The sequence below is a fragment of the Halorubrum miltondacostae genome (assembly GCF_041379815.1).
GTDB lineage: Archaea > Halobacteriota > Halobacteria > Halobacteriales > Haloferacaceae > Halorubrum > Halorubrum miltondacostae.
The window spans coordinates 62367-87897 of sequence record NZ_JBEDNY010000007.1; the positions used below are offsets into that span (position 1 = coordinate 62367).

Here is a 25531-nt window from a genome sequence, read left to right on the forward strand (position 1 = left end):
CCGAGAACACTAATCGATGCCGTCGCCCGACGCGATAGCCGACGCGTACGACGCGATAGCCGAGGAGTACGAGTCCGTCGCGGAGACGCAGCCGCACAACGCGCACCACGAGTTCCCCGCGACGACCGCGCTGATCCCCGACGTCGACGGCCTGCGGGTCTTGGACGCCGGCTGCGGCGCGGGTCGGTACGCCGAGTGGCTCGGCGAGCGGGGGGCCGAGGTCGTCGGCTGCGACGTCAGCGAGGCGATGGTCGAGCAGGCGCGCGCTCGCCTCGGCGACGACGCGTCGGTCCACCGCGCGGACGTGGCCGAACCCCTGACGTTCGCCGACGCCGACGCCTTCGACGGCGTCGTCTGCTCGGGCGTGCTCGACTACGTCGAGGACTGGCGCGACCCCTTCGGGGAGTTCGCCCGCGTGCTCCGCCCGGGCGGCTTCCTCGTCGCCTCCGTCGGTCACCCCGCTTCGGAAGTCAACCGGGCGGCGGCGTCGAACTACTTCGACGTTGAGCCCCGAGAGGCGGAGTTCGACGTCGGCCCCTCGCTGTACAGGCGACCGCTCGACGAGATGGTGGGGCCCCTGCTCGACGCCGGATTCCGGCTCGACGCCCTCCGAGAGCCCCGGCCGACCGAGGCGTTCCGCGAGGCCGCCCTGGAAGAGTACGACCGGACCGCCGGCGAGCCGGTGTTCCTCTGCCTGCGCGGCGTCCGTCGCCCGGAAGCGTGACCACTCCGTCGCCGGGCGCGGGTCTCGGCGGCGTCCGCCGGCCGCTCACAGATCGACCGTCGCCGCCACTTCGCGGTACTCCGGGTCCCACACGTCGAGCGCGTGGACCCGCCAGCGGACCGGATCGAACTCGGCGTCGACGAGGTCGGCGACCGCGCCCTGCTCGGGATTGCCGCCGCGGGCCAGCGTCACGTGCGGCACGTAGTCGTCGTCCTCGATGCCCTCGACCGCGCCGAACGCCGTACAGAGCCGTCGGTGGAGCCGGTCGAGCCCGTCGCTCTCGACCGCGAGGTACACGACCGGGCGCGACCCCGACCGCGGCGCGTCGAAGACGCCGACGCCGGTCACGGTTACCTCGAAGGGGTCGGCGGGCGCGAGCGGTCGTCGGAGGCGGTCGCGCAGGCGATCGAGCGCCCGCTGTCGGGGCGGGGCCTCTCGAGACGCTCCGCGCTCGCCGTTTCTCCCGGTATCGCCGTCCCTTCCGCGCTCGGCGTCCCCCGCGCGCTCCGCGCTTCTGACGTCGTCGACGCCGAACCGCTTACAGACGAGCGTGTGGCGGTCGCGGACCCGGTCGAACCCCGATAGTTTCGGGTGGAGATCGCTCGCGAGACGGTCGATCGCCGGTGGAAGCGGCACGTTGAGGCTGAACACGTCGTGGTCCGCGTCAGATCCGGTCGGTGAGCCGTAAGGCGATCACGACGACGAGCGCGACGCCGATCAGCGTCGGGATGGCGTCGAGGAGCCACGAGGCGATGTCGAGGACCGTCTCGACGATCTCCAGGAGAAGCCACGCAACGACGAGCAGCAACACGACTTTCAGCAGATCGTCGGTGTCGACCTCGGCGCGGTTCATGCCCCGACGAGCGCGGGGAGCGGGAAAAAGACGGTGGTGACGGCGGCCGCGGCCTTACGCGATCTTCTCGTACTGCTCGGAGAGCTTCTCGGCGGCCTCGTCGAGCAGCTCGGCCTCGTACTCGTCGAGGTCCCACTCGACGACCTCCTCGATGCCGTTCGAGCCGAGCTTCGCCGGCACGCCGAGCGCGGTGTCGTCGTAGCCGTACTCGCCGTCGAGCACGACGGAGCAGGGGAGCACCTCGCCGGTGTCGTTGAGGATCGCCTCGACGGTGTGGGCGACGCCCGTCGCCGGCCCCCACTGCGTCGCGCCCTTCCGGCTGATCACGTCCATCGCGGACTCCTGGAGGTCCGCGAGGATCTGCTCTTTCTCGTCGGCGTCGAAGGACGGGTCGCGGCCGTCGACGCGCACCTTCGAGAAGACGGGCGCCTGCGCGTCGCCGTGCTCGCCGAGGATCGTCGCCTCGACGTTCTGGACGGGCGCATCGAAGCGCTCGGAGAGGACGTAGCGGAAGCGCGCGGAGTCGAGCCGACCGCCGAAGCCGACCACCTTGTGGCGGTCGCGGTCGCCCGCCTCGTAGAGGTGGCGGTTGAGCAGGTCGACCGGGTTCGAGGTGGTGACGGTGACGAAGTCGTCGTTGTGCTCGGCGATCGAGGCGCCGATGTCCTCCATGATCGGCGCGTTATCGCCGGCGAGGTCGATCCGCGTCTGTCCCTCCCTGCGCGGGATGCCGGCCGTGATGACGACGACGTCCGAGCCGGCGGTGTCCTCGTACTCGCCCTGCCGGACGGTGGTGTTCGAGTCGTACGCGACGCCGTGGTTCGCGTCCGCGGCCTGTCCGATCGTCGTCTCGCGCTGGTCCGGAATGTCGACGAAGACGAGCTCGTCGACCACGTCGCGCAGCGCGAGGTTGTAGCCGGCCGCGGCTCCGACGGTCCCCGCCGCACCAATAACGCTGACCTTTGTCATACGTCTGGATCCGCGACCGGGCGGTGAGTAAACGTTTCGGAACCGCAGCAACGTCCGTGACTCTCGTCGCGAAACCCCTAACTCCCGCGGCGTCGAACCGTCGCCTCGTGCCGACGTTCCGTTACCCGTGTCCCGGCTGTCGGACGACGAACAGCCTTCACGACGCCGACTGCGACTTCGAGGGCGTGAGTTGGCCGACCGTCGAGAAGGCGTACACCGACCTCCTGTCGGTGCTGTCCGCGGAGCCCGACGGCCTCCCGGAGGCGGCGCTGCGGGACGCGGTCCCGGCGCAGTGGGGCGGGCTCCACAAGGCCGCGCTCGGCGCGCTCCGGCGGGACCAGCGCGTCGTCGAGGACGGGGACCGGCTCCGCCTGCTCACCGCCGCGGAGTTCAAGGAGCGCGTCTCCGAGCCCACCCGCGATCCGATGCGCACCGTCTACGAGCACGGCTCCGTCCCGGGCTGTCACGACAACGCGGTGTTCGCGATGGTGGCGTGGTACGAGATGGTCGGCCTCTCGTGGCCCGAGACGCGCGAGAACGTGATCGAGTGGCTCCACGAGTCGGGCGCGTGGGACCGCGGCGGCTTCGAGGAGTCGACGCCCGGAGAGCTCGTCGACGCCAAGCGCCACGTGTACGACGAGGGGTACGGCTGGAAGGAGAAGGGACAGGCCGCAAAGCGCGTCATCGAGCGACACCTGTAGCGCCGGGCCGCTCGGAGCGCGGGCCCGCCGGGCCGTCGCCCCACGACAGCTTTACCCCCGCCGTCGCCGTCGTACCTCCACGAATGACCCTCGACCTCGTCCCCGCGTGGCCCGCCGTCGGTTCGCTCGCGGGCGGGGCGGGAGCGCTCGTGCTCGCGTGGGCGATCCGCGAGCACCGCGGTCGCCCCGGCGTCGACTGGTTCCTCGGTGTGTTCGCCGCGCAGGCGACGTGGTGTCTCTCCTACGGCGTCGGCCTCCTCGTCTCAGATCCGACGCTCCGGGCCGCGCTGGAGGCGACGACGTGGCTCGGCGTGATCTGGACCGGGATCGCGTTCCTCGGCTTCGCGCTGGAGTACACGGGCCGGAGCGACGTCGTCCGGAGCCGCCTGTTCGCGGCGGTCGTCGGGTTCGGGGTCGTCTCGTCCGCGCTCGTCGCCACGAACCCGCTCCACGGCGCGTTCTGGACCGACTTCGGGCGCGACCCCGCCTTCGGCGTCGAGACAGTCTCGTACGCGTTCGGGCCGTGGGCGTACCTGACGGTCGCCGCGGAGACCGTCCTCGTCGCCAGCGCGGTGTTCCTCCTCGTCGACACGCTGCTCAGCTACGGGCCGCTGTACCGCCGCGAGAGCGCCGCAGTCGCGCTGAGCTCGCTGCCGCCCGGGTTCGCCCTCGTCGCGTGGGCGCTGGCGCTCGGACCGGTGCCCCAGCTCCAGCTCGCGCCGGTGATGTTCGTCCCGCACCTGCTCCTCGACGCGTACGCGTTCGACCGCGCCGAGATGTTCGACCGGAACCCGACCACCAGCCGCGCCGCGGAGCGCACCGCGCTCGACGACCTCCGCGACCCCATCCTCGCGCTCGCACTCGACCGCGCCGTCGTCCGGCTCAACCCCGCGGCCGAGGCGGTGCTGGGCGTCGACGCCGAGACCGCCCGCGACCGCCCGCTCGCCGACTTCCTCGACCTGCCCGTCCCGATCGGCGACGACGCGGGCGGCGAACCGGCCGACGAGGAAGCGACACGCGACGACGGGACGGCCGGCTCCCGCGAGACGGTCGAGATCGGCGTCGCCGACGCCGCCCGCCCGCGCACGTACGCAGTCTCGGTCTCCCGGCTGACCGACCCCAACGGGACCCACGTCGGGTACACGCTCGTCCTCTCCGACGTCACCGAGCGCGAGCGGCGGCGGCAGCAGCTCGAGGTGCTCAACCGCATCCTGCGGCACAACCTCCGCAACGACGCGGGCGTCGTCCACGGGTACGGCGAGATCCTCCGCGACCGGCTCGACGACTCGGAGCTCGTCCAGATGGCCGACGCGGTCGAGCGCCGCGCCGGCGCGCTGGCCGCGCTCGGCGAGAAGGCCGGGACCGTCGAGCGGCTCCTCACCGACCGCGAGCCGGCGGCGACCGACGTCCGCGAACTCCTCGATTCGGTCGTCGCGGACGCCCGCGACCGCGACGGGGACGCGACGATCGAACTCGCGATCGGTGGCGAGGGAGCGACCAGCGACGCCGGGACGACGGCCACCGAGCCGCCGACCGCCGACGGCGGGGCGACGACTCCCGCCGACAAGGGGACGACCGACGCGGCCGGGGACGCCGACGAGTGGGTCACCCGGGTCCGGGCGGACGCGCTCCGCGCGGTCGTCGAGAACACCGTGGAGAACGCGATCGACCACCACGACGGCGAAGGGACCGAGCGCGACGACGGCGGCGCGTGGGTGCGGGTGGCGCTCCGGCGGGAGGGGGATCGGGACGGCGGTGACGGAAGCGACGAGAGCGACTCCGGCCGCGACGCGCGGTTCGTCCTCACCGTCGCGGACGACGGCCCCGGGATCCCGGAACACGAAGTCGAGGCCGTCGACTCGGGGCGCGAGACCGCCCTCGAACACGGCTCGGGGCTGGGGCTGTGGGTCGTCGCGTGGGGTGCCGCCGCGGTCGGCGCCGACGTGACGTACGCCGAGCGGAACCCGCGCGGGACGCGCGTGACGGTGTCGATCCCGGTCGTCGCGGCGGAGTAAGCGGGCGAAAAAGAGCTCGAACCGATCTCGAAAACCGCTGCTTCAGGCCCTCAGTCGCTCTGGATCCGGGGGGCGAGCATGAAGGTCACGTTCCCGAGCCCCTCGGCGAAGCCGTAGTGGAGCTTGACCGGGAACTCCTCGCCGAGTTCGACGGTAACCTCGGCGTCGGAGGGGATCGCCTTGTTCATGTCCTTCAGGTAGTCGAGGCTGAACAGCGAGTCGGCGGGGCCGGCGGTGAGCGCGATGAGGTCCTCGCGGTCGAGCTTGAGGTTGACGTCGTCGGTGTCGCCCTCAGCCTCAATGAAGAACGCCTCGTCGGTCTCATCGACGCGCAGGCGGATGTGATCGGAGACCATGTCGGCGGCCTTGATCCCGCGGTCGAGCTGCGCGCCCTCGACGACGATCTCGGAGGCGAGATCGAGGTCTGGGATGTCCGGCTCCTGCCGGATCGAGTCGGGGTCGATGAGCGCGAGGGTGTAGGAGAGCCCGTCGATCTCGATGTGGAGCTTGCGGGTCTCCTCGTCGAGTTCGAGGTGGATCAGGTCGCCGGAGTTGGCCATGCCGGCGATGTCCTCTAGCCGGGCGAGGTTGACGCCGATGACGCCGCCGTCGGCCTCGTAGGACTCGAACGCGGCGGCCTCCAGCGTGAGGTCGACCATGCCGACGTTGGCGGGGTCGACGGCGCGGATGGAGAGCTCCTCCTCGTTCAGGCGGATCTTACACTCGTCGACCAACACGCTCACCGAATCGAGCGCGTCCTGAAACGTCGACGCGCCCACGATGGCCTTGAACATATACGTTCGGCTAGGGCGGTATCCCCTAAAAAGACACCCGATCGGGTCGGCACGGAAACGCTCAAAGCGACCGGATGAGGCGGGCGACGACGACCGCGAGCGTCACCACGGCTCGCAGCAGTCGGAGCCGTTCGAGCCGGTATTCGAGGGTCTCCGTCTCGTCGGCGTCGCGGTCGCTCGCCTCCGGGTCCGCGCCGTCGTCCGTCGGCTCGGGCTCCCGGTCACGGTTCTCTCCGCTGTCGGGGTCGTGGCCGCCGTCGCCGTCGGGACCGTGACCTCCGTCGTCACGGTCGCAGGCCCGCCCGTCGTCGGGATCGGGCGGCGGTTCGGCGGCCCGGCTCGGCGCGTTCATCGGATCCGGCGCCTCGCCGTCGACAGTTTCCGCGGGCGGCGTTGGTTCGGTGTCGGTGCGCTCCGGCGCTGGCAGTGGCTCGTCGATCATCTGTGGCCTCGGCCGCGTCAGGCGGTACACGACAATACGGAGTTAATTCATAAATAGACGAGCCGAACGCAAGGCGGAACTGAAAGTCGCGCTGCCGAGGCCCTGGCCCGCGGACCGTCGAGCTCGACGACCGCTCTCAGACCAGCGGCTCGACGAGATCGCGACCCGCCGCGAGCAGGTCGTCGACGGCGTCCTCGGAGTCGGCCTCGGCGTACACCCGCAGCTTCGGCTCGGTGCCGGAGGGGCGGACGAGCAGCCACGAGCCGTTCTCCAAGAGGAGCTTGAACCCGTCGAGCGTGACGACTTTCGCCACCTCGTGGCCGTCGACCGACTCCGGGATGTGGTCCTCCAGCTCGTCGAGGACCCCCGCTTTCCGGTCGTCGGGGCAGTCGAGCGACACCTTCCCGGCCGCGATGCGGCCGTGCTCGTCGAGCAGGCGGTCGACGCGCGCGTCGAACGGCTCGGCGGCGTTGGTCGCGGCCGCGAGCAGCGCCATCAACACGCCGTCCTTCTCCCGGACGTGGCCGCGAAGCGTGAACCCGCCGGACTCCTCGCCGCCGAACAGCGCGTCGTGCTCGCCCATCGCCTCGGCGACCCACTTGAACCCGACCGGGGTCTCGTACACCGCCTCGCCGTGCGCCTCCGCGATGCGGTCGACGAGGAACGTCGTGGAGACGGTGCGGACCGCCGGGCCCGAGTCGGCCTCGAGGAGCCGGTCGTAGCAGGCGGCGTAGAAGAGGTTGGCGTCGAGGACGCCGCGCTCGGGCGTGACGACCGCGATCCGGTCGGCGTCGCCGTCGTTGGCGATCCCGAGGTCGACGTCGCTGTCGGGGTCAGTGACGCGGTCGGCCAGTTCGCCGAGGTGTTCGGCCGACGGCTCCGGGGAGTCGCCGCCGAAGGTCACGTCGCGCTCGCAGCGCAGCCGGACGACCTCCGCGCCGGCCGACTCGAGGAGCGCGTCCGTGACGCCGCGCCCGCTCCCGTGCATCGCGTCGTACGCCACGGTGAGCCCGGAGAGGTCCGGTCCGCCGTCCCCGGCCCCGACGATCTCGCCGACGACTCGGCGGGCGGCGTCGGCGTGGTCGCTCACGAGGTCGACCCGGGAGACGTCGCCGCGCTCGCCCTCGGGGAGTAGGTCCGGCTCCGCGAGCCGGTCGACGACGTCCTCGGTGACGTCGGGCAGCGCGGGCGCGCCGTCGTGGGGGATGAACTTCACGCCGTTGTACTCGGGCGGGTTGTGCGAAGCGGTGATCATACACGCGCCCGCGAGGTCGCGGTCGACGATGGCGTGGGCGATCACCGGCGTCGGCGCGTCGCGCTCGGGGAGGAGCACGTCGAAGCCGTTGCCTGCGAACACCGCTGCGAGGCTCTCGGCGAATCCCTCCGAGGTCTCGCGAGCGTCGTACCCCACCGCGACCGGGTCGTCGCGGCCCGCCGCCTTCAGGTGGTCGGCGACCGCCTGCCCCACGATCCGCACGCGCTCGTCGGTGAACATGTCCAAGGTCGCCCGCCACCCGTCCGTGCCGAAAGCTATCTGATCCATGAGCGTCACGTCGGCGGCGGGGACAATAATGCCCCGTGTCGGCCGTGACGCTTGCGAGAGCGTGCGCGACCGAGAGACCGGCGGCGGTCGCCGCGGACCGCCCGCGTTTTAGTGGGCGGCAGTCGAACCCGACGTATGACCCGAATCGTCGCCGTCTCCGGCAGTCGGAGCGCGGACAGCACCACGCGGGCCGCGCTCCGCGTCGCGCTCGACGCCGCGGCCGACGCCGGCGCGGAAACCGACCTGATTGACTTGGCCACCGTCGACCTGCCCCTCTACCACCCGGACGAGGGCGAACAGGGCGACAGTGAGGCGCTGAAGCGCCGCGTCCGCGAGGCCGACGGCGTCCTCGCCGGCACGCCCGTCTACCGCGGCTCCTACTCGTCGACGTTCAAGAACTTCCACGACTTCTGCGGCTCCGACGAGTACGCGGACACCGCCGTCGGGCTGCTCGCGACCGCCGGCGGCGGCTCCTACGGCGGGACGCTCGAACACCTGCGCTCGACGTTCCGGAACGTCCACGCGTGGACGGTCCCTCACGAGGTCGGGATCCGGGGCGCCTCGTCGGTCGTGGAGACTGGCGGCACCGCGGGCACGACCGGACCGGACGGCGGACCGCGGATCACCGACGAGAACCTCCGCGACCGCACCGAGCGGCTAGGCCGCGTCGTCGTCGAGCACGCGGAGCGCCTCGGGGAGTGACGCCGCGGTGGCTGTCGCCAGCCCCCGCCGTTGGCGCCCCACGACCCGCCGGGCTTTTGCCCGGCTCCCGTCTACGACGGCCATGACCGAACCGGGTGACGACGACCGTGTCCGCTAACCGGAAGGGAGACCGCCGCGAGCGCGAGCTGGTGAACGCCTTGGACGAGGCGGGGTTCGCCGTGATGCGCGCGCCGGCCAGCGGCTCCGCGACCGAGCGCGAGCTCCCCGACGTGCTCGCCGGCGACGGCGAGACGTTCTACGCCATCGAGGCGAAGTCGAGCGCGGGCGACCCCATCTACCTCACCGGCGAGGAGGTGGAGGCACTGCTATTCTTCGCGCGGAACTTCGGCGCGAAGGCGCGCATCGCGGTGCGGTTCGACCGCGAGGATTGGTACTTCTTCCACCCCGGCGACCTCTACACCACCGACGCCGGGTCGTACCGCGTGAAGAAAGAGACGGCGCTCGCCGACGGCACGGACTTTCCCGAGTTCGTCGGCGAGACGGAGAAGGTGACGCTCGCGGAGGTCGGCGACGACGACGACGATGACGGCGACGCGACAGACCCCGAAACCGAGGAGCGGCGGACGATCTTGGAGGCCGTCCGTGACGGTCATATGCCGGTCGCGGATGCGCTCGACGTGCTGTGACGGTCGGCGCGACCGCGTTTTCGGGTCGCCTCGACGGCCAGCGGACCCCCTCGCTTATCCCTCGCGGCGTCGAACCCCGGGACGAATGAGCGAGGACTTCGGCCTGCTCGAACCGGCGGACCAGCCCGGCGACGAGTGGGAGAAACTCGACGTCTCCGACACCGAGGCCGACCGGATCGCCCGGCGGCAGGACCGAGAGTTCGACGAGTTCCGCAAGCGGATCAAAGACACAGAGCAGTTCAAGCTCCAGGAATCGGTGTTCGACGACGCCACCCTGGCGGCGGTGTACAAGCTGGTCCAGGACGGCTACGTCGACGCCTTCGGCGGCCCGGTGTCGACCGGGAAGGAGGCGAGCGTCTTCGAGGCGCTCGGCGGGCAGGCGGGCGAGCGACCGGAGCCGGGCTCGGAGGCGGCCGGCGGCGGGCCCGAAGGGGTCACGCCCGAGCGCGAGGTCGCGGTGAAGGTGTACCGGATCAACTCCTCGAACTTCCGGCAGATGCGCGACTACTTGGAGGGCGACCCGCGGTTCGACGGCATCGCGAGCGACAAGAAGGCCGTCGTGCTGGCGTGGACCCGCAAGGAGTTCGCCAACCTCGAACGCGCGCGGAAGGCCGGCGTGCGCGTGCCCGAGCCGATCGCGGTCCAGCGCAACGTCCTCGTGATGGAGCTCGTCGGCCACGCCGAGGAGCGCGCCCGGCGGCTGAGCGAGGTCGACATCGAGAACCCCGAGACCGCCTACGAGGTCGTCCGCGAGTACATGCGGCGGCTGTACGGGGCCGGCCTGATCCACGGCGACCTCTCGGAATACAACATGATCATCCACGACGGCGAACTGGTGGTCATCGACATGGGGCAAGCGGTGACGATCCACCACCCGAACGCCGGCGAGTTCCTCGACCGCGACTGCGAGAACGTGGCGACTTTCTTTACGCGGCAGGGGATCGACGTCGACCCCGACGACCTCCGCGCGTACGTGACGGAGCCCGACGCCGACCCGAGCGGAGAGCCAGCGTCGGGCGGGAAGACGGAGTCGAACGCGGAGCCAGACGGGAAGTCGACCGGAGCCTCCGACGAAGCGTAATTCGGGACGCTTCCGTCGCGGCGTCGAGGGTCAGACCTCGCGGGCGTAGATAACAGTCGGATACGTTTTCCCGCTGACCGCAAACTCGCCCGTGTCCACCCGCTCGAATCCTCGCGCCTCGTAGAACCGGGCGCCGACGTCGTTGTCGGTGAAGGCTTCGAGCCGGACCGTTTCCACGCGCTCCGGTAGCGCGTCGAGACCGCGGTCGAGCAGCGCCGTCCCGATCCCCTCACCCAACCAGTCGGGGTGAACGTAGATCGCTTTCACCCCCGCCTCGTCGGCTCCGACGAACGACTTCGTGTTCTCGTTCCCCCAGCGCACGTCGACGAACCCTCTGACTGTTCCGTCGACGGCGGCGACGAAGACGGCCGTCCCGCTGCCACTGAGCCTGTCCGCCCACTGTTCGACGTCTTCCGGCGCGGGATCGACCGTCATCTCGGCGAGCACCGACTCGGGGAGGATATCGTCGTACGCCGCGCGCCACGACAGCCCCTGTACGCGGATCAGTCCCTCGAAGTCCGCGTCCGACGACGGCGGTCTGATCTCCATGCGCGTCGCTCGCGGAGTCGACACAAAAACATCATCCCGGTGTGACACGCTTTCGGGCGGACAACCGCCCGGAGACCACCGTCACACGGCAACACGGCGCCTACCGCGGAACACGCTTAAAAGGCTCCGCCGGGTACGCCGTGGTATGCAACACGTGACGGTTCCGCAGGACCGGATCGGCGTCGTCATCGGCGCCGGCGGCGAGACGATGCGGGAGATCGAAGAGCGGGCGAACGTGCGGCTGGACATCGACTCGGAGTCGGGGAGCGTCGCCATCGAGGAGCGCGACGACCCCGTGGCGGCGATGGTGGCCCCGGACGTGATCAAAGCGATCGGGCGCGGCTTCAAGCCCGAGACCGCGCTGTCGATCCTCGACCACGACCTCCGGACGCTTGACCTGGTCGACCTGTCGGAACACACCCGCAACGACAACGACCTCCAGCGCAAAAAGGGACGGATCATCGGCGAGAACGGGCGTACGCGCGAGCTCATCGAGGAGCTGTCGGGCGCGAACGTCGTCGTCTACGGGTCGACCGTGGGCGCCGTGGGACAGCCCGAGGAGCTGGAAGTGGTGCGGCGCGCTGTCGGCATGCTGCTCGACGGGGCCCCGCACGGCGCGGTGTACTCGTACTTGGAGCGCATGTCGAACGAGCTCGACGACGACGTGAGCTTCAACGCGCCGCAGTAGGAGAGCGGACACTTCCACCGTCGCGGTCGGCGCCCCGGTTCGGTCGTCGATCGCCTCCGCCCCCGATGAAATCTCCCCGCACGATAGGGTAAGAGCGTCTCACCGAACACGGAAGCCGTCTCTAGCAGACAGCGCTCGGTGCTGCGCACGTCGACGATACCGAACCGGTATGACGTCTTATCCCGTCTTCTGGAGACCCCGAGTCTGATGCCGGTTCCCGGCTTCGGCAACGCCTCAATGTGGCCAGGGCGCCCCGGGTTCCCGACCCGCGGTCGTCCGACGGAGCTCGTCCAGCGTGCTCCCGGGATTCGCCCCCGGAACCCGGATCGTCGCGTCCAGATCGTACCGTAGGTAGGGCATGAATCCCGGCCCCTCTTCCGCGGTGGTCTCTGCTCCGCGATTGAACACGTCAGCCATGAGTGCGAAGGCCACCTGCTCGCCGAGCTTCACGCCCCAGTAGTGGTCGCTGTAGCAGTGGACGCCGGCGAACATCCGTGCCAGCCCGACGTTGAAGACCAGCTTATCGATCTCCTGATGGATGCCGTTGTGATCGTCGGGCACCTCGATGCCCGTCACGCCGGTGCCGAGGTGGGCGTCACCTGAGCCGGTCCCGAGCTCGTCCCGATCGTGGACGACGACGCGGTAGTCCAAGCCGGTCTCGCGCCAATCGACGTTCTTGAACCACGTCTTCAACACAGTGCCGCAGGCGCCGGCGATCACCGAGTGGCCGCTGGGACAGGCCGGGTGGACGGGGGACCCCTCTTCATAGGCTGTCGAGAGGTAGTCCGTCTCGCGGGAGCGGGCCTCCAGCAGGGCGGCGTCGGTGAGCAGCTCGTCGATCCCGAAGTCCGCGTCGCCTCGCAGCTGTGCGTGTAGTCGGCCACCGTACGTCTCCGGGCGACACCTGAAGTGGCGTTCGTACTTCTGGTGAAACCCCGCCAGAAGCGCCGCACGAGCGGCCCGTGCGACCATGTCGACGAGCCTGACCGGTCCGCCGTCCGTGTAATTGAACACCCGCTCGTCGTCGGGTAGGGGGTCGTCGGTCATCACGTACTCCAAGTCTGGGTCGAACGGCACATCCTCGTTGTCGAGGAGTTGTAGCGCCGCGATGAGGTACTCCTGATACGGCGGTTCCGCGTTGACGATCGTCGCCAAATGCCGAGGCGTCGCCACGTATCCCCGCGATCCGTCCGGCTGTTTCGGCCCTCTCTCGGGAGCGAACTCGTCGTCCCCTTCGAGGGTGTCTAGCCAGTCCTGCGAAGAGAAGTTGTAATCTCGGCCGGCCTCGTAGCGGAGGTACCGTTGGTCGACCGGCAACGACCAGAGCCTAACCTCGTGTACCAGGAACTGCGAGACGTACGGTCCCCAAAAGTCGACCGCGCCGTCGCCGGCTTCGACGAACAGCCGCTGGGTGTCGTACCAGCGTTCGCCCGGGCCCTCGGCGGCCTGCGCGAGGTCTTCCTGTAGCGACTCAATGGTGCGGACGAGCGCGTCCGGCGTGTCCGGGTCGTCGAGCACCGTTTCGACGCTCTCCCGACCGTCCCCCATCGGCCCGGTCGGCTCGTTGGGCTAGGCAGTGAACGGAACGTCTCGCAGCTGCTCCATGGCGTACGCGTCGAGCATCTCCGCGGCACACGTCTTTCCCCTCGGGTCGGGCGCCGGCGGTAGCCGTCCCAGGTGCGAATCCATTCCGGCCAGCGGCACCGAGTTCGCGCCCGGCACCCCAATGAACAACCGCTCGCCGTCGCGCTCAAATGCGTCTCCACCCGTGTACTTCCCTTTTGCCACCGCCTCGAAGTAGTCCTCTTGCTTCTTCGTGGCTGGGACAATGCCTTCGGAGTACCGCTCGTCGTCGCCGTCGGTCGCCAGCGGCATCCCCTTCGTAAACCAGAACGGCGTGATCTCGATATCGTAGAGGGGCCTCCCTTCTGGATACCGCTCGTTGACCGGCTGATTGATATCGGCCAAGTCCTCGACGAACGTCGTTACGGAATCTCGCCGCTCATCGCTGGGGTCTCTTTTATTGTCCCCTGATACCATATAGCATGACTGGGACTGGCAATTATTATATCTTATCTAACCAGTACTCATCGCGTTTGAACTCAGCGGCGGACCCGCAACAGACGCGCTCTGTATCAGACATGCTGTCTCGACCGTCTCAGGAGACATCGACGTCGTTGAACATCCGGTTCCGCCGATCCGGTGGTCACCGCCAGACCTGCGGTCAGGAGACGAGCGCGCGCTCGCTTCCTGCGGCCCTTGTGTCACCCGCCCCGCCTCGCGGCGCCCTCCCTCTCTCACTCTCCGGGTACTCGATGGCGTGCGCCACGGCGGCTCGTCTCCGAGACCGCTCCGTTCTCACGCTCAATTTGGTGTACTATATAAATGGTCGTGTGAACGCACCGCATACCGGCCGATACTCCCCCACCGTGTTGCGATTTCGCACGGCCTGAGCAAAGGGTTTATATAGAATCACAAACAATCAATGGTTGTAATGTCACAGCGCCAGCGGATGGGCAATCAGCCCATGATCGTACTTTCCGAGGAATCGCAGCGAACATCCGGAAAGGACGCGCAGAACATGAACATCACGGCCGGCAAGGCGGTCGCGGAGTCCGTCCGCACCACGCTCGGCCCGAAAGGGATGGACAAGATGCTCGTCGACTCGGGCGGGTCCGTCGTCGTCACGAACGACGGCGTCACCATCCTGAAGGAGATGGACATCGACCACCCGGCGGCCAACATGATCGTCGAGGTCTCCGAGACGCAGGAGGAGGAGGTCGGCGACGGCACCACCTCCGCGGTCGTGGTCGCCGGTGAGCTCCTCGATCAGGCCGAGGAGCTCCTCGATCAGGACATCCACGCGACGACCCTCGCACAGGGGTACCGTCAGGCCGCCGAGAAGGCCAAAGAGATCCTCGACGAGGAGGCCATCGATGTCTCCGCGGACGACTACGACACGCTCGTCGAGATCGCCGAGACGGCGATGACGGGCAAGGGCGCGGAGAACTCCAAGGATCTCCTCGCCGAGCTCGTCGTCGACGCCGTCCTCGCGGTCCAGGACGACGACGGCATCGACACGGAGAACGTCTCCGTCGAGAAGGTCGTCGGCAGCTCCATCGACGAGTCCGAGCTCGTCGAGGGCGTCATCGTCGACAAGGAGCGCGTCGACGAGAACATGCCCTTCGCGGTCGAGGACGCCGACGTCGCGCTGTTCGACGGCGCCATCGAAGTGAAGGAGACGGAGATCGACGCCGAGGTCAACGTCACCGACCCCGACCAGCTCCAGCAGTTCCTCGACCAGGAGGAGGAGCAGCTCCGCGAGATGGTCGACCACCTCGTCGACATCGGCGCCGACGTCGTCTTCGTCGGCGACGGCATCGACGACATGGCCCAGCACTACCTCGCGCAGGAGGGCATCCTCGCCGTCCGCCGCGCGAAGTCCGGTGACCTGAATCGGCTCGCCCGCGCGACCGGCGGCCGCGTCGTCTCCAACCTCGACGACATCGAGTCGGACGACCTCGGCTTCGCCGGCTCCGTCGCCCAGAAGGACATCGGCGGCGACGAGCGCATCTTCGTCGAGGACGTCGACGAGGCGAAGTCCGTCACGCTCATCCTCCGCGGCGGCACCGAGCACGTCGTCGACGAGGTCGAGCGCGCCATCGACGACTCGCTCGGCGTCGTCCGCACGACGCTGCTCGACGGGCAGGTCCTGCCCGGCGGCGGCGCGCCCGAGGCCGAGCTCGCGCTACAGCTCCGCGACTTCGCCGACTCCGTCGGCGGCCGCGAGCAGCTCGCCGTCGAGGCGTTCGCCGACGCGCTGGAAGTCGTCCCGCGCACCCTCGCCGAGAACGCGGGTCTCGACCCCATCGACTCGCTGGTCGACCTCCGCTCCCGCCACGACGGCGGCGAGTTCGGCGCCGGTCTCGACGCCTACACGGGCGACGTGATCGATATGGAGGCCGAGGGCGTCGTGGAGCCGCTCCGCGTCAAGACCCAGGCCATCGAGTCCGCCACCGAGGCGGCCGTCATGATCCTCCGCATCGACGACGTCATCGCGGCCGGCGACCTCAAGGGCGGCGGCACCGACGACGGCGGTGACGAGGGCGGCCCCGGCGGCGCGCCCGGCGGCATGGGCGGCGGCATGGGCGGCATGGGCGGCATGGGCGGCGCGATGTGAAGTTCGGTTAACGCCTTCACACCCCCACGCTTCCCGACCCCGGAACCGTCTCACGACTGACCGTCGCGTGCCCCTTCGGGCCACGACGACTCGCGATTTTTATCGACGCCGACGCGCCAGCGGCGCGACCGCCTCGCTTCGCTCCGTCGCGATCCGCGCTAACGACCCGCACATTCGGTCCGCGCGACACGACGGTAACATCCGCGTAACCACCGGACTGCGGTGTCAGCGAGCGGTTAAGTGGCTTCCGCCCGTCCGATCTACGACGAGGTTCTTACGTTCACCATGCCACAGCAGAAAGCCGACTACGCAGACGACACTGAGATCGACGACGAACTGGACCGGCTCCCCGACGACGAGACCGTCGAGGAGACGGTCGCGAATCTCGAGGAGCGCGGCTTCGACGTGATCGTCGTCGACGACGCCGACAAGGCGCTGGAGACCGTCAAATCCCAGATCCCCGACGGGGTCTCGGTGATGAACGGGCACTCGACGACGCTCGAAGAGATCGGGTTCGACGAGTTCCTGAGTGAGGGCGACCACGAGTGGGAGAGCCTACCGGACCAGATCTGGGGCATCGACGACGACGCGGAGCGACAGACCGCGCGCCGCGAGTCGCAGACGGCGGACTACTTCCTTGGCGGCATCAACGCGGTCGCGCAGACCGGCGAGCTGGTCGCCGCCGACCTCTCCGGCAGCCGGATCGGCGCGTACCCGTTCGCCGCGGGCAACGTCGTCATCGTCACGGGGGCCAACAAGGTCGTTCCGACGCTTTCGGACGCCTTCGACCGGCTGGAGTCGGTCGCGTACCCGCTGGAGAACGAGCGCGCGCAGGAGGCGTACGGCGCCGAGTCCGCGATCGCGAAGCAGCTCGTCTACCGGCGCGAGACCGAGGAGGGCCGGACGACGGTCGTCCTCGTGCGCGAGCAGCTCGGCTACTAATCTCCCGCAGCTGCGCGACGCACGCTGACACGGCACACGATTTTCCCCCTTTCGACGACCGCCAGCCCCCGCCGTGCGACGCCGAGACCGCGAGACCGTACCCGTCCCCGATTCTCCGAGGACCGCCGCGTCGATTCCGCGGTAGCGTCACGCACGGTGGCTCCGAACCCTTCCCTCGTCGACGGCCTTGCGGCTCGCGGAGTTGCTCGCCGCGAGGATACGGGCCGGGAGGGATTCGAACCCCCGACCGTCCGGTTAAAAGCCGGACGCTCTCCCTAACTGAGCTACCGGCCCAGACGAATCGCTGTAAGGGTAGCCGACGGATAAACGTTTAGAACCGCGAGAGGCGCCGCCGCCACCCGAAACGGTTTCCCGGCCCTCGCCGTCGCGGCGAACATGGAGTTCGACATGCGGGCGTTTGCCGCCGACCTCTGCCGGCATCGCTCGACCGCCGGCGAGGAGGCGGCCGCGGCCGCGTTCGTCGCGGAGCGACTCGCCGATCTAGGTTTCGAGACGTACGCCTGGGACGCCGACCCGACGGTCCTCGCCGACCACCCGTCCTTCCCGGACGACCTCGACGCGGCGGCCGTCGAGGGGCGGCGCAGCGTCGCCGGCGTCCTCGAACTGGGCGGCGCGAACGACGGCGAGGATGCGAGCGGCGGCGGCGACGCGGGCCCCGAATCCGCCCCCGGCTCTGCCGCCGGCGATCCGGCACCGACGCTCGTGTTGAACGGGCACCTCGACGTCGTCCCCGCCGAGCCGACCGAGTGGTCGAGCGACCCCTTTGAGCCCGTCTGGCGCGACGACGCGGACCGGCCCGCGGACGGGGGCGGTGAGGGCGGCGAGACGCTCACCGCCCGGGGCGCGGCCGACATGAAATCGGGGCTGGCGGCCTGCGTCGCCGCCGCCGTGGACCTGCGTGAGGGGGTCGCCGACGGCTCCGTCGACCTGCCGCCGTCCGGGCTCCGGATCGTCGTCGAGGCCGTCGCCGGCGAGGAGGACGGCGGCTACGGCGCGGCGACCGCCGCGTTCGCGAACCCGTATCCCTTCGAGCGCGACGCGGCCATCGTCGCGGAGCCGACCGAGCTGCGCCCGGTCGTCGCCTGCGAGGGCTCGCTCATGGCGCGCTTGGAGATCGACGGGCGGAGCGCCCACGCGGCCACGCGCTGGCGCGGCGAGGACGTGCTCCCGCGGTTCGAGGCGGTGCGCGAGGCGTTCGCCGACCTGGAGTCGGAACGCGGCGAGTCGGTCTCGCACCCGCTGTACGAGTCGTTCGCGGTGCCGTGGCCGGTCGTCTGCGGGCGGGTCGAGGCGGGCTCGTGGGCGTCGACCGTCCCGGCGACGCTCCAGGCGGAGTTCCGGATCGGCGTCGCGCCGGGCGAGACCGTCGCTGAGGTGGAGGCGGCGTTCCGTGAGCGGCTGGGCGAGGTCGCCGCCGCCGACCCCTGGCTGCGCGACCATCCGCCGCGGTTCGAGCGGTTCTCCGTCCAGTTCGAACCGGCCGAGGTCGCCGCCGACGAGCCGGTCGTCGAGGCGGTCCGCGCCGGCCGCGCCGCGACCGGCCTTCCGGACGCCGAGCCGCGGGGCGCGACGTACGGCGCCGACTCGCGGCACTTCGTCGCGGCCGGGATCCCGGCGGTGCTGTTCGGACCGGGCACCATCGACGAGGCGCACTACCCGGACGAGACGATCGCGTGGGAACAGGTCGAGCGCGCGCGGGCCGCCATCGCCGCCGCCGCGGAGCGGTTCGCGCGCGACTACGCGGCGTAGCCGTCCGGAGAGCATCTCCGCACCGCGGCGAACGCGGGTCCGTCGTCGGACGCGGTCACCGGTCGTCCGCGAGGTACTCGTCGACCGCGTCGGCGACGATGGCGCTCGGCTCGACGGTCTCCATCGAGGCGCGGCGGCGCAGTTCGACGTACGTCTCGGGCGGGAGGCTCACCTGGAGGCGGCCGAGTTCGACGCCCGCGTCGCGGACGGCGGCCTCGATGCCGGCCCCGTCGTTGACCGCGGACGCGATCGCGCGCACCTCGCGGACCGTGAGGTCGCCGTCTATCGTCGCCCACGCGAGCAGGTAGCGGTCCCGCCCGCCGAGCCGCGCGACGTGCTTCGCGGCGCTCGGCGCGATCCGCCCGTTCGCGACTTGGCGGCGGATCGCCTGCGGGAGGTCGTGGACCCGCGCCCACTTGCGGATGAACGCGACGGAGACGCGGTCGCCGGCCCGCTCGGCCGCCTCCTTGTACGAGCCGACGCCGCGGACGAGCGCCGCGCAGGCGGCGGCCCCGCGCAGCATCAGGACGTTGTCGTCGTCCCCGACGCCGCCGCCGGCGAAGCGGCCCACCGTCTCCGCGGCCTCGGCGACGCTGTCGGGGTCGTTCGGGTCGAACCCCACCGCGTCCGCGGCCCGGTCGCCCGTCACCGCCGGGTCCGACCGGACCACCGGCTCGCCGACGGGCGACCGCCGGTCCGCGCGTGACTCCTCGGTCATACACACACCTTCGGGGCCGCGGATATAAACGCCGGGCACCGGGGCGGAATTCGCCCGAGCGACTGACGGGCGGCCGGAGCGCTCGGCGACCCCGTCTCGGCGGGCCCCTCACTTCGCGGTCGGGGCCGTCCCGTCGCCGTCGTCTCCCTCGCCCGGCCGCCTCGCGTACAGGACGTACGAGTACGCCGCGGTGATCGCGGCGGTCGCGACCGCCGGGCCGACGAGGAAGTAGATCGCGTACTCGCCGGCGAAGAGGCCGGCGACAGCGAGCAGCGCGGAGAGCTTGAACAGCCGGCCGCCGAGCGCGTGGGTGCGGTCCCAGACGGTCTCGTCGCTGAGGGTCCACGGCGTCCGGATCCCGACGAACCAGTTGGGCTCGACGTGCGGAAGCAGCGTTCCGAGGTAGTAGAACAGCGCGGCCGCGCCGGCCACCGCGATCGTCGTCACGTCGACCGCGTAGCCGAGGTTGACGGCGAGGACGGCGAGGTGGAGCGCGGCGAGGAACGCGGTGACCACGACGACGAACCGGTCGTAGTGGACCCGGAACCCGGCGACGTTCTCGCCGAGGGGGTCGATCCGCGGGAGCAGCGCGAACAGGCCGACGAGGCCGGCCGCGAGCCCCGGCACGAGCCACATCCCGGCCGTGCGTGAGAGCGTCCCGGTCGGCTCGCCGGCGGTGTTCCACCGCGTCACCATCTGTTCCGGGAGGTCCGGTGCGACCGCGAGGCTGGCGGCCCCGGCGGCGGCGATGATGAGCGTCGCGACGCCGAACCGGAGCCGCGTGGAGAGTCGGGGACCAGTCATCGGGCCGACGTTCGTGGCTCGACGCAATAAAATTACGTCCGCGATCCCTGCGCTCGGCGGCTGAGGCGCCCGGTCGACGCCGAATCCTTCGTGCGAACCGTCCCCGATGCGCCCGGCGCGACGCAACCCTTACCGGTCGTGACCGCCAACTCGGGCCATATGACTGACGAACGCGACGACGACGGCCACGAGTTCTCCTCGGGGCAGGGCGTCGACGCCGACTACGACGCGTTCACGCTCGACCCGCCCGAGCTGGGCGAGGACCCGAGCCGCGTCGACCCCGTCGACTCCCGCGTGCTGACCGACGAGCTGGACCGCCGGAACATCGGCAGCGAGGACGTCGACGTCGAGCAGCTGATCGATGTCGGCCTCTCGTACATGGGGATCAACCGCTTTGAGGAGGCGACGGAGACGTTCGAGCGCGCCGCCAACTTCGCCGAGGAGGACTCGCTGGAGGCCCAGGAGGCGTGGGTGAACAAGGGTGCCGCCCACGCTCAACTGGAGGAGTTCGACCAGGCGATCGGCGCGTATCAGGAGGCGCTCCGCATCGACGAGGAGTCCGAGCACGCCGCGACCGCCGAGACGAACCTCGCGTACTCGCTCTGGGAGTCCGGGCGGGGGGAGCAGGCGCTCGAACACGCCGAGCGCGCCGTCGAGACCGACCCGCGGTTCGCCGAAGCGTGGTACAACCGCGGGTTCCTGCTGGTCGAGCGCGGGCTCGCCGAGGACGCGGTCAAGTGCTTCGACAACGCGATTCGCCTCGGCTACCGCGACGCGGGCGTCTTGGAGGAGAAGGCGCGGGCCCTCGAAGAGGCCGGCGACCACGAGCAGGCCGATGAGGTCGCCGACCGCGCCGAGGAGCTCCGGCGCGAGGCCGAAGAGCAGATGGTCGAAGAACAGACGGGGCAGGCGCCCGGCCCCGGCGGCCAGCGCCGCCAGGGCGGCGACCCCGGTGCGGGCGGTCGCGGCGGGCGGGGCGGCGAGGCGGACGGTCCGGAGCGCGAGCTTCAGGGCGAGGGGCCCGAGGGCTTCTGAATGCTCCTCCGCGAGCGCGAGACCGCCGAGGGACGGCTCGTCTCCGTCTGCGACGCGGACTGCCTCGGCGAGACGTACAACAACGGCCGCGCGACGATCACGGTGAGCGAGGAGTTCTACGGCGGCGACGACGCCGTCGAGGCGACCGCCGAAGAGGTGGTCGCGGGGCTCCAGCGCGCGCAGGTCGCGAACATCGTCGGCACCGAGGCGGTCGGCGTCGCGGTCGAGGCGGGACTCGTCGACGAGGAGGCGGTCCTGGAGTTCGACGAGACGCGCCACGCGCAGCTCCTCTGGCTGTAGCGGTTCGACGCCCCCCGCGTCTCGCCGGGATCCGAACCGGCTAAGTGCGCGGGCGACGAGGCGAATCCGATGAGACGACTCACGCGGAGCGAACTGGCGTCGCGGGTGGGGCCGCGACCGCCGTCCGACGCCTTCTGGCGGCGCGCGATCGACCGTGGAGAGGCCGCGCTCGGGGTCGGCGCGGACGCCCTCGCTGACAGCGAACGCGACGGGGACGGCGAACCGACCGAGCCGCTCGACACCGGCGACATCGTCGACGTGGACGACCGCGCCTTCGTGGTCGTGGACGCCGAGCGCACCGACGGCGGCGGCCGAGTCTACCGGATCGAACTCGTCGCCGACCGCGACGGGGACTGAGACCTCTAGAAAGGCTGACCCGGAGCTGCGCGGCCCCAGTCAGAGTCCGGCGACGTCCTCGATGGCGTCGGTGAGTTCCTTCACGCTCTCGACCGTGTGCTCGCCCATGTGACCGATCCGGAACGTCTCCTCGGCGATGTCGCCGTACCCGTTCGAGAAGGCCATGTCGTACTCCTCGCTCACCTCCTCAATGGTCGCGGCCACGTCGATCCCCCGCGTGTTCTCGATGCAGGCGACCGTCTGCGACTCGTAGCCTTCCTCGGGGAACATCGCGAAGTGCTCGCCCGCCCAGTCGTGGACGTACTCCATCATCTCCCGGTGGCGCTCGTCGCGGGCCCGGTGGCCCTCCGCCAGCATGCGTTTCATCTGCTTCCGGTACGCCAGCATGATCGGGATCGCGGGCGTCGAGTGGGTCTGGCCCTTCCGGTCGTAGTAGTCGATGGTGCGACGGAAGCCGCCGTACCACGAGGAGTCGCCCTTCTCGACCTCGCGGTCGTAGGCGTCGTCGCTGACGACGCAGATCGCGAGCCCGGGCGGCATCGCGAACGCCTTCTGGCTGGACGCGAAGATGACGTCGATGCCGTGCTCGTCGATGTCGACGTAGTCGCCGCCGAGCGACGAGACGGCGTCGACCGCGAAGTACGTGTCCGGGTACTCCGCGACCACGTCGCCGATCGCTTCAACCGGGTTCCGCACGCCGGTCGACGACTCGTTCAGGACGCCCGCGACCATGTCGTACTTCGCGTCGGCGGCCTCGATCGCCTCGCGGATGTCCGCTGGCTTGACCGCTTCGCCCCAATCGTACTCCAGCCGGTCGACGTCCTTGCCGAGCCGCTCGGCGACGTTGGCGTAGCGCTCGCTGAACGCGCCGCAGGTCGGGACGAGGACGTGCTCGTCGACGAGGTTGAGCGTCGTCGCCTCCCAGAACTCCGTGCCGGACCCGGTGAGGATCACGACCTCGTGGTCGGTGCCGAGGAACTCCTTCGTGTCCTCGACGATGGTGGTGTAGAGGTCGGTCATCCGGTCCATCCGGTGGCCGAACATCGGCTCGGCCATCGCCTCGATCACGTCGTCGCGGACCTCCGTCGGGCCGGGGATGTACAGCGTCTTCTCGTCGTAGTCGTCGCGGTATTCGCGTTTCTTCGTCACGGGATCCACCTGTTGGATCGTACCGGGACGCGTGAGGGTATGGTCCTTGTGTTCCGTTCAAAAGGCGCGACGCGCGGTCGCCCTCGTCGCCCCGGGAACGCCGCTGCCGCTGGGATCAAACGGCTTTATACGAGCGGGGGAGAGAACAGGCGTATGATACACGCACGAGGAGTTACAACAGCCAGAGGTGGGCCGCCGTGAGCGGCGACGAGGAGCTCGCGAAGGACCTCGGGCTCGTCTCGGCGATGACGATCGGCATCGGCACGATGATCGGCGCGGGGATCTTCGTGCTCCCCGGACTCGCGGCCCGCGAGGCGGGCCCCATCGTCGTCGTCTCCTTCGTCGTCGGCGGGATCATCGCGATGGTGAACGCCTTCTCGGTCTCTGAGCTGGGCACCGCCATGCCCCGCGCCGGCGGGGGGTACTACTACGTCAACCGCGCGCTCGGACCGCTGTTCGGGTCGATAGCCGGGATGGGCGACTGGATGGGACTGGCGTTCGCCTCCGCGTTCTACAGCATCGGGTTCGGACAGTACCTGGCGACGCTCGCCCCGATACCGGGCGTCCTGTTCCTCACCGACATCCAGATCGGCGCGCTGATCGCTGGCAGCCTCTTCGTCCTCGTCAACTACGTCGGCGCGAAGGAGACCGGCGGCGTCCAGACGGTCATCGTCACCGGACTCCTCGTCATCCTCGGCCTGTTCGCGATCCAGGGCTGGCTCTCCTTCGACTACGCGACGCTCGCCGGCACCGGCGGCCTCGCGCCCATGGGGTACAACGCGATCCTGCCCGGCACGGCGCTCGTGTTCGTCTCTTTCCTCGGGTACGCGAAGATCGCCACCGTCGCCGAGGAGCTGAAGAACCCCGGCAAGAACCTCCCGCGGGCGGTCATTGGGAGCGTCGCCATCGTCACCGTGATCTACGCCATCCTCGTCAGCATCATGCTCGGCGTCGTCTCCTGGCCGGAGCTGAGCACTGACGCGCCGCTGACGCAGGCCACCGAAGTGGCGTTCTCGGGCGCGTACACCCCCGCGGTCACCGCGATCGCGGTGACGATCGTCACCGGCGGCGCGCTCCTCGCGACCGCGTCGAGCGCGAACGCGTCGATCCTCGCGTCGGCGCGGATCAACTTCGCGATGGGGCGCGACAAGATCGTCACGAACTGGCTCAACCAGATCCACCCGCAGTTCGCGACGCCGTACCGGTCGATCCTCGTCACGGGGATCATGATCATCGTCTTCATCGCGGCGCTCGGGCAGGACGTCGAGATCCTCTCGAAGGCCGCGAGCGTGCTTCACCTGGTCGTGTACGCGCTGATGAACGTGGCGCTCATCGTCTTCCGCGAGGCGGACATCGCCGAGTACGACCCCGACTTCGAGGTCCCGTTCTACCCGCTCACGCCGATCGCGGGGATCGTCTTCTCGCTCGGCCTGCTCCCGTTCGTCGGCGCCGTCGAGGTCGGACTCGCCGGGGCCTTCATTGTCGCCGCGGTGCTGTGGTACTTCCTCTACGCCCGCCGGAAGGTCGAGCGCACCGGGCTCCTCGGTCGGTGGATCCTCGACCGCTCCGAGGACCTGCCCGAACAGGCCGTCTCGGCGGCGACGTCCGTCCAGCCGAGCGGCGGCGACTACCGCGTAATGGTGCCGCTCGCGAACCCCGCGACCGAGGAGCACCTGATCACGCTCGCGTCCGCCATCGCCAAGCAGCGCGACGGGACGGTCGTCGCGGTCAACATCGCGAACGTCCCCGACCAGACGTCGCTGGAGGCGGCGCGCGACCGCGGCGCGCACGAGGCGGCGCACGGGCTCCTCGATCAGGCCCGCGAGGACGCCGAGACGTTCGGCGTCGACGTGGAGACTCACGTCGTCTTATCGCACCGCGTGTTCGAGGAGGTGTTCGACGCCGCGCGCACCTACGGCGCGGACATGACCGTGATGGGCTGGGGCGAGGACTCCCACGGCGCGCCGGGACGCGCCGAGTCCGCCGTCGACGAGCTGGCGTACTCGCTCCCCTCGGACTTCCTCGTGTTCCGCGACCGCGGCTTCGACGCCTCGCGCATCCTCGTTCCGACCGCCGGCGGTCCGGCCTCGGACCTCTCCGGCGCGGTCGCGAAGATGCTCCAGACGGAGTTCGACGGCGAGGTCACGCTGCTCCACGTCGCGGAGCAGGGCGAGGAGGCGGAGGGCCGCGCGTTCCTCTCCGAGTGGGCCGACGCCCACGACCTCGCCGACGCGACGCTGCGGATCGAGACGGGCGACGTCGAGACGAGCATCGAGCGCGCCGCCCGCGACGCGACGATGCTCATCATCGGCGCGACCCAGAAGGGGCTGCTCTCACGGCTGGTCAGTGGCTCGCTCGTCCTGGACGTGCTCAACGAGGTGGAGTGCTCCGTGCTGCTCGCGGAGAACCGCAGCGAGCGCGGCGTCTTCGACCGCCTGTTCGGCGGCGGCGCGCGGCAGGCGGACTATCCGGACCTCGACGGCGTGTCCGCGGACACCGGCGTCACGTCGGATCCCTCGACACCGGAGGTCGACGACTCGAAGGGCGACGACTGACCGGGGCGGTCCG

Annotated in this window: 26 protein-coding genes and 1 tRNA gene; 14 read left to right on the plus strand and 13 right to left on the minus strand. The window is 70.2% G+C overall.

Translation table 11 applies throughout. From position 1 onward, the window contains the following. The first annotated feature begins 16 nt into the window (after positions 1-16). Positions 17-724: a class I SAM-dependent methyltransferase gene (locus tag ABNG04_RS15830; RefSeq protein WP_371163338.1), complete on the plus strand. Its 708-nt coding sequence runs from the start codon at positions 17-19 to the stop codon at positions 722-724. Between the two features lie 45 nt (positions 725-769). Here ABNG04_RS15830 and ABNG04_RS15835 read toward each other — a convergent pair whose 3' ends face one another. Genes ABNG04_RS15835 through mdh form a run of 3 tightly spaced genes read right to left on the minus strand, consistent with a single transcriptional unit; the run spans position 770 to position 2546 of the window. Further along, complete coding sequence (locus ABNG04_RS15835) at positions 770-1375, minus strand: 2'-5' RNA ligase family protein (RefSeq protein ID WP_371163339.1); 606 nt, start codon at positions 1373-1375, stop codon at positions 770-772. A 13-nt stretch (positions 1376-1388) separates the two neighbouring features. Then, positions 1389-1577, minus strand: coding sequence for a DUF7554 family protein (locus ABNG04_RS15840; RefSeq protein ID WP_371163340.1), 189 nt, complete (start codon positions 1575-1577; stop codon positions 1389-1391). Between the two features lie 54 nt (positions 1578-1631). Continuing rightward, positions 1632-2546, minus strand: a complete 915-nt coding sequence (gene mdh / locus ABNG04_RS15845) for a malate dehydrogenase (RefSeq protein ID WP_371163341.1) — start codon at positions 2544-2546, stop codon at positions 1632-1634. Between the two features lie 107 nt (positions 2547-2653). Between mdh and ABNG04_RS15850 the strand changes: the two genes are divergently transcribed. Both ABNG04_RS15850 and ABNG04_RS15855 read left to right on the plus strand, forming a co-directional pair. Then, entirely contained in the window at positions 2654-3247 is a 594-nt protein-coding gene (locus tag ABNG04_RS15850) for a DUF7474 family protein (RefSeq protein WP_297886038.1), read from the plus strand. A gap of 83 nt (positions 3248-3330) precedes the next feature. Beyond that, positions 3331-5262 (plus strand): histidine kinase N-terminal 7TM domain-containing protein, encoded by a 1932-nt coding sequence (locus ABNG04_RS15855; protein WP_371163342.1) that lies wholly within the window; start codon positions 3331-3333, stop codon positions 5260-5262. Positions 5263-5312: 50 nt separating this feature from the next. Here the strand turns inward: ABNG04_RS15855 and ABNG04_RS15860 are convergent, their stop codons facing one another. The 3 genes from ABNG04_RS15860 to ABNG04_RS15870 form a co-directional block, all read right to left on the minus strand. Next, the gene (locus tag ABNG04_RS15860) at positions 5313-6056 is read right to left on the minus strand and encodes a DNA polymerase sliding clamp (protein WP_006114658.1); all 744 of its coding nucleotides are present in this window, start codon (positions 6054-6056) and stop codon (positions 5313-5315) included. Positions 6057-6117: 61 nt separating this feature from the next. Then, positions 6118-6498 carry a hypothetical protein gene (locus tag ABNG04_RS15865; RefSeq protein WP_371163343.1) on the minus strand — a complete coding sequence of 127 codons (381 nt, stop codon included), beginning with the start codon at positions 6496-6498 and terminating at the stop codon, positions 6118-6120. Between the two features lie 136 nt (positions 6499-6634). Next, on the minus strand, positions 6635-8041 hold the full coding sequence (locus ABNG04_RS15870; protein WP_371163344.1) for a phosphohexomutase domain-containing protein: 1407 nt from the start codon (positions 8039-8041) through the stop codon (positions 6635-6637). 135 nt (positions 8042-8176) lie between these two features. On the opposite strand from ABNG04_RS15870, the gene ABNG04_RS15875 reads away from it, so the two are divergent. The 3 genes from ABNG04_RS15875 (at position 8177) to rio1 (ending at position 10471) form a co-directional block, all read left to right on the plus strand. Then, on the plus strand, positions 8177-8743 hold the full coding sequence (locus ABNG04_RS15875; RefSeq protein WP_371163345.1) for an NADPH-dependent FMN reductase: 567 nt from the start codon (positions 8177-8179) through the stop codon (positions 8741-8743). A gap of 95 nt (positions 8744-8838) precedes the next feature. Continuing rightward, a complete protein-coding gene (gene hjc, locus ABNG04_RS15880; RefSeq protein ID WP_371163346.1) occupies positions 8839-9390 on the plus strand; it encodes a Holliday junction resolvase Hjc in 552 nt (183 codons plus the stop codon). 85 nt (positions 9391-9475) lie between these two features. Beyond that, on the plus strand, positions 9476-10471 hold the full coding sequence (rio1, locus tag ABNG04_RS15885) for a serine/threonine-protein kinase Rio1 (RefSeq protein ID WP_371163347.1): 996 nt from the start codon (positions 9476-9478) through the stop codon (positions 10469-10471). A 30-nt stretch (positions 10472-10501) separates the two neighbouring features. Here rio1 and ABNG04_RS15890 read toward each other — a convergent pair whose 3' ends face one another. Beyond that, a complete protein-coding gene (locus tag ABNG04_RS15890; RefSeq protein WP_371163348.1) occupies positions 10502-11020 on the minus strand; it encodes a GNAT family N-acetyltransferase in 519 nt (172 codons plus the stop codon). Positions 11021-11165: 145 nt separating this feature from the next. Here ABNG04_RS15890 and ABNG04_RS15895 point away from each other — a divergent pair, with 145 nt between their 5' ends. After that, positions 11166-11708, plus strand: a complete 543-nt coding sequence (locus tag ABNG04_RS15895) for a 16S rRNA 3'-interacting factor aDim2p (protein ID WP_006114650.1) — start codon at positions 11166-11168, stop codon at positions 11706-11708. Between the two features lie 234 nt (positions 11709-11942). Here the strand turns inward: ABNG04_RS15895 and ABNG04_RS15900 are convergent, their stop codons facing one another. Together ABNG04_RS15900 and ABNG04_RS15905 are read right to left on the minus strand one after the other, a co-directional pair. Beyond that, on the minus strand, positions 11943-13256 hold the full coding sequence (locus ABNG04_RS15900; RefSeq protein WP_371163349.1) for a phosphatase PAP2 family protein: 1314 nt from the start codon (positions 13254-13256) through the stop codon (positions 11943-11945). A 21-nt stretch (positions 13257-13277) separates the two neighbouring features. Then, complete coding sequence (locus ABNG04_RS15905; RefSeq protein WP_371163350.1) at positions 13278-13748, minus strand: hypothetical protein; 471 nt, start codon at positions 13746-13748, stop codon at positions 13278-13280. A gap of 487 nt (positions 13749-14235) precedes the next feature. Here ABNG04_RS15905 and thsA point away from each other — a divergent pair, with 487 nt between their 5' ends. Continuing rightward, positions 14236-15888, plus strand: coding sequence for a thermosome subunit alpha (gene thsA, locus ABNG04_RS15910; RefSeq protein ID WP_371163450.1), 1653 nt, complete (start codon positions 14236-14238; stop codon positions 15886-15888). Positions 15889-16173: 285 nt separating this feature from the next. Beyond that, positions 16174-16830, plus strand: coding sequence for a lactate utilization protein (locus tag ABNG04_RS15915; protein WP_371163351.1), 657 nt, complete (start codon positions 16174-16176; stop codon positions 16828-16830). Between the two features lie 220 nt (positions 16831-17050). Here the strand turns inward: ABNG04_RS15915 and ABNG04_RS15920 are convergent. Further along, positions 17051-17124 (minus strand) — tRNA-Lys (locus tag ABNG04_RS15920). Between the two features lie 102 nt (positions 17125-17226). On the opposite strand from ABNG04_RS15920, the gene ABNG04_RS15925 reads away from it, so the two are divergent. Next, positions 17227-18600 (plus strand): M20/M25/M40 family metallo-hydrolase, encoded by a 1374-nt coding sequence (locus ABNG04_RS15925; RefSeq protein WP_371163352.1) that lies wholly within the window; start codon positions 17227-17229, stop codon positions 18598-18600. A gap of 55 nt (positions 18601-18655) precedes the next feature. On the opposite strand, the gene ABNG04_RS15930 is transcribed toward ABNG04_RS15925, so the two are convergent. Both ABNG04_RS15930 and ABNG04_RS15935 read right to left on the minus strand, forming a co-directional pair. After that, on the minus strand, positions 18656-19318 hold the full coding sequence (locus ABNG04_RS15930) for a DUF7119 family protein (RefSeq protein ID WP_371163353.1): 663 nt from the start codon (positions 19316-19318) through the stop codon (positions 18656-18658). Positions 19319-19426: 108 nt separating this feature from the next. Beyond that, the gene (locus tag ABNG04_RS15935; RefSeq protein WP_371163354.1) at positions 19427-20122 is read right to left on the minus strand and encodes an SdpI family protein; all 696 of its coding nucleotides are present in this window, start codon (positions 20120-20122) and stop codon (positions 19427-19429) included. Positions 20123-20281: 159 nt separating this feature from the next. On the opposite strand from ABNG04_RS15935, the gene ABNG04_RS15940 reads away from it, so the two are divergent. The 3 genes from ABNG04_RS15940 to ABNG04_RS15950 all read left to right on the plus strand — a co-directional run bounded on the left by ABNG04_RS15940 (position 20282) and on the right by ABNG04_RS15950 (position 21814). After that, positions 20282-21157, plus strand: a complete 876-nt coding sequence (locus ABNG04_RS15940; protein WP_371163355.1) for a tetratricopeptide repeat protein — start codon at positions 20282-20284, stop codon at positions 21155-21157. Beyond that, entirely contained in the window at positions 21158-21457 is a 300-nt protein-coding gene (locus ABNG04_RS15945) for a DUF424 domain-containing protein (RefSeq protein ID WP_371163356.1), read from the plus strand. Positions 21458-21526: 69 nt separating this feature from the next. Further along, a complete protein-coding gene (locus ABNG04_RS15950) occupies positions 21527-21814 on the plus strand; it encodes a hypothetical protein (protein ID WP_371163357.1) in 288 nt (95 codons plus the stop codon). Between the two features lie 39 nt (positions 21815-21853). Here ABNG04_RS15950 and ABNG04_RS15955 read toward each other — a convergent pair whose 3' ends face one another. Beyond that, positions 21854-22963 (minus strand): pyridoxal-phosphate-dependent aminotransferase family protein, encoded by a 1110-nt coding sequence (locus tag ABNG04_RS15955; RefSeq protein ID WP_371163358.1) that lies wholly within the window; start codon positions 22961-22963, stop codon positions 21854-21856. A 197-nt stretch (positions 22964-23160) separates the two neighbouring features. Between ABNG04_RS15955 and ABNG04_RS15960 the strand changes: the two genes are divergently transcribed. Continuing rightward, entirely contained in the window at positions 23161-25518 is a 2358-nt protein-coding gene (locus tag ABNG04_RS15960) for an amino acid permease (RefSeq protein WP_371163359.1), read from the plus strand. Positions 25519-25531: the final 13 nt, after the last annotated feature.

What these genes read in the sequence shown, in the direction of transcription:
- ABNG04_RS15830 (WP_371163338.1), top strand. Translation starts at nt 17, where the DNA reads ATGCCGTCGCCCGACGCGATAGCCGACGCGTACGACGCGATAGCCGAG.
- ABNG04_RS15840 (WP_371163340.1), bottom strand. Translation starts at nt 1,577, where the DNA reads ATGAACCGCGCCGAGGTCGACACCGACGATCTGCTGAAAGTCGTGTTG.
- mdh (WP_371163341.1), bottom strand. Translation starts at nt 2,546, where the DNA reads ATGACAAAGGTCAGCGTTATTGGTGCGGCGGGGACCGTCGGAGCCGCG.
- ABNG04_RS15855 (WP_371163342.1), top strand. Translation starts at nt 3,331, where the DNA reads ATGACCCTCGACCTCGTCCCCGCGTGGCCCGCCGTCGGTTCGCTCGCG.
- ABNG04_RS15860 (WP_006114658.1), bottom strand. Translation starts at nt 6,056, where the DNA reads ATGTTCAAGGCCATCGTGGGCGCGTCGACGTTTCAGGACGCGCTCGAT.
- ABNG04_RS15865 (WP_371163343.1), bottom strand. Translation starts at nt 6,498, where the DNA reads ATGATCGACGAGCCACTGCCAGCGCCGGAGCGCACCGACACCGAACCA.
- ABNG04_RS15870 (WP_371163344.1), bottom strand. Translation starts at nt 8,041, where the DNA reads ATGGATCAGATAGCTTTCGGCACGGACGGGTGGCGGGCGACCTTGGAC.
- ABNG04_RS15875 (WP_371163345.1), top strand. Translation starts at nt 8,177, where the DNA reads ATGACCCGAATCGTCGCCGTCTCCGGCAGTCGGAGCGCGGACAGCACC.
- rio1 (WP_371163347.1), top strand. Translation starts at nt 9,476, where the DNA reads ATGAGCGAGGACTTCGGCCTGCTCGAACCGGCGGACCAGCCCGGCGAC.
- ABNG04_RS15890 (WP_371163348.1), bottom strand. Translation starts at nt 11,020, where the DNA reads ATGGAGATCAGACCGCCGTCGTCGGACGCGGACTTCGAGGGACTGATC.
- ABNG04_RS15895 (WP_006114650.1), top strand. Translation starts at nt 11,166, where the DNA reads ATGCAACACGTGACGGTTCCGCAGGACCGGATCGGCGTCGTCATCGGC.
- ABNG04_RS15900 (WP_371163349.1), bottom strand. Translation starts at nt 13,256, where the DNA reads ATGGGGGACGGTCGGGAGAGCGTCGAAACGGTGCTCGACGACCCGGAC.
- ABNG04_RS15905 (WP_371163350.1), bottom strand. Translation starts at nt 13,748, where the DNA reads ATGGTATCAGGGGACAATAAAAGAGACCCCAGCGATGAGCGGCGAGAT.
- thsA (WP_371163450.1), top strand. Translation starts at nt 14,236, where the DNA reads ATGATCGTACTTTCCGAGGAATCGCAGCGAACATCCGGAAAGGACGCG.
- ABNG04_RS15915 (WP_371163351.1), top strand. Translation starts at nt 16,174, where the DNA reads ATGCCACAGCAGAAAGCCGACTACGCAGACGACACTGAGATCGACGAC.
- ABNG04_RS15925 (WP_371163352.1), top strand. Translation starts at nt 17,227, where the DNA reads ATGGAGTTCGACATGCGGGCGTTTGCCGCCGACCTCTGCCGGCATCGC.
- ABNG04_RS15930 (WP_371163353.1), bottom strand. Translation starts at nt 19,318, where the DNA reads ATGACCGAGGAGTCACGCGCGGACCGGCGGTCGCCCGTCGGCGAGCCG.
- ABNG04_RS15935 (WP_371163354.1), bottom strand. Translation starts at nt 20,122, where the DNA reads ATGACTGGTCCCCGACTCTCCACGCGGCTCCGGTTCGGCGTCGCGACG.
- ABNG04_RS15940 (WP_371163355.1), top strand. Translation starts at nt 20,282, where the DNA reads ATGACTGACGAACGCGACGACGACGGCCACGAGTTCTCCTCGGGGCAG.
- ABNG04_RS15945 (WP_371163356.1), top strand. Translation starts at nt 21,158, where the DNA reads ATGCTCCTCCGCGAGCGCGAGACCGCCGAGGGACGGCTCGTCTCCGTC.
- ABNG04_RS15950 (WP_371163357.1), top strand. Translation starts at nt 21,527, where the DNA reads ATGAGACGACTCACGCGGAGCGAACTGGCGTCGCGGGTGGGGCCGCGA.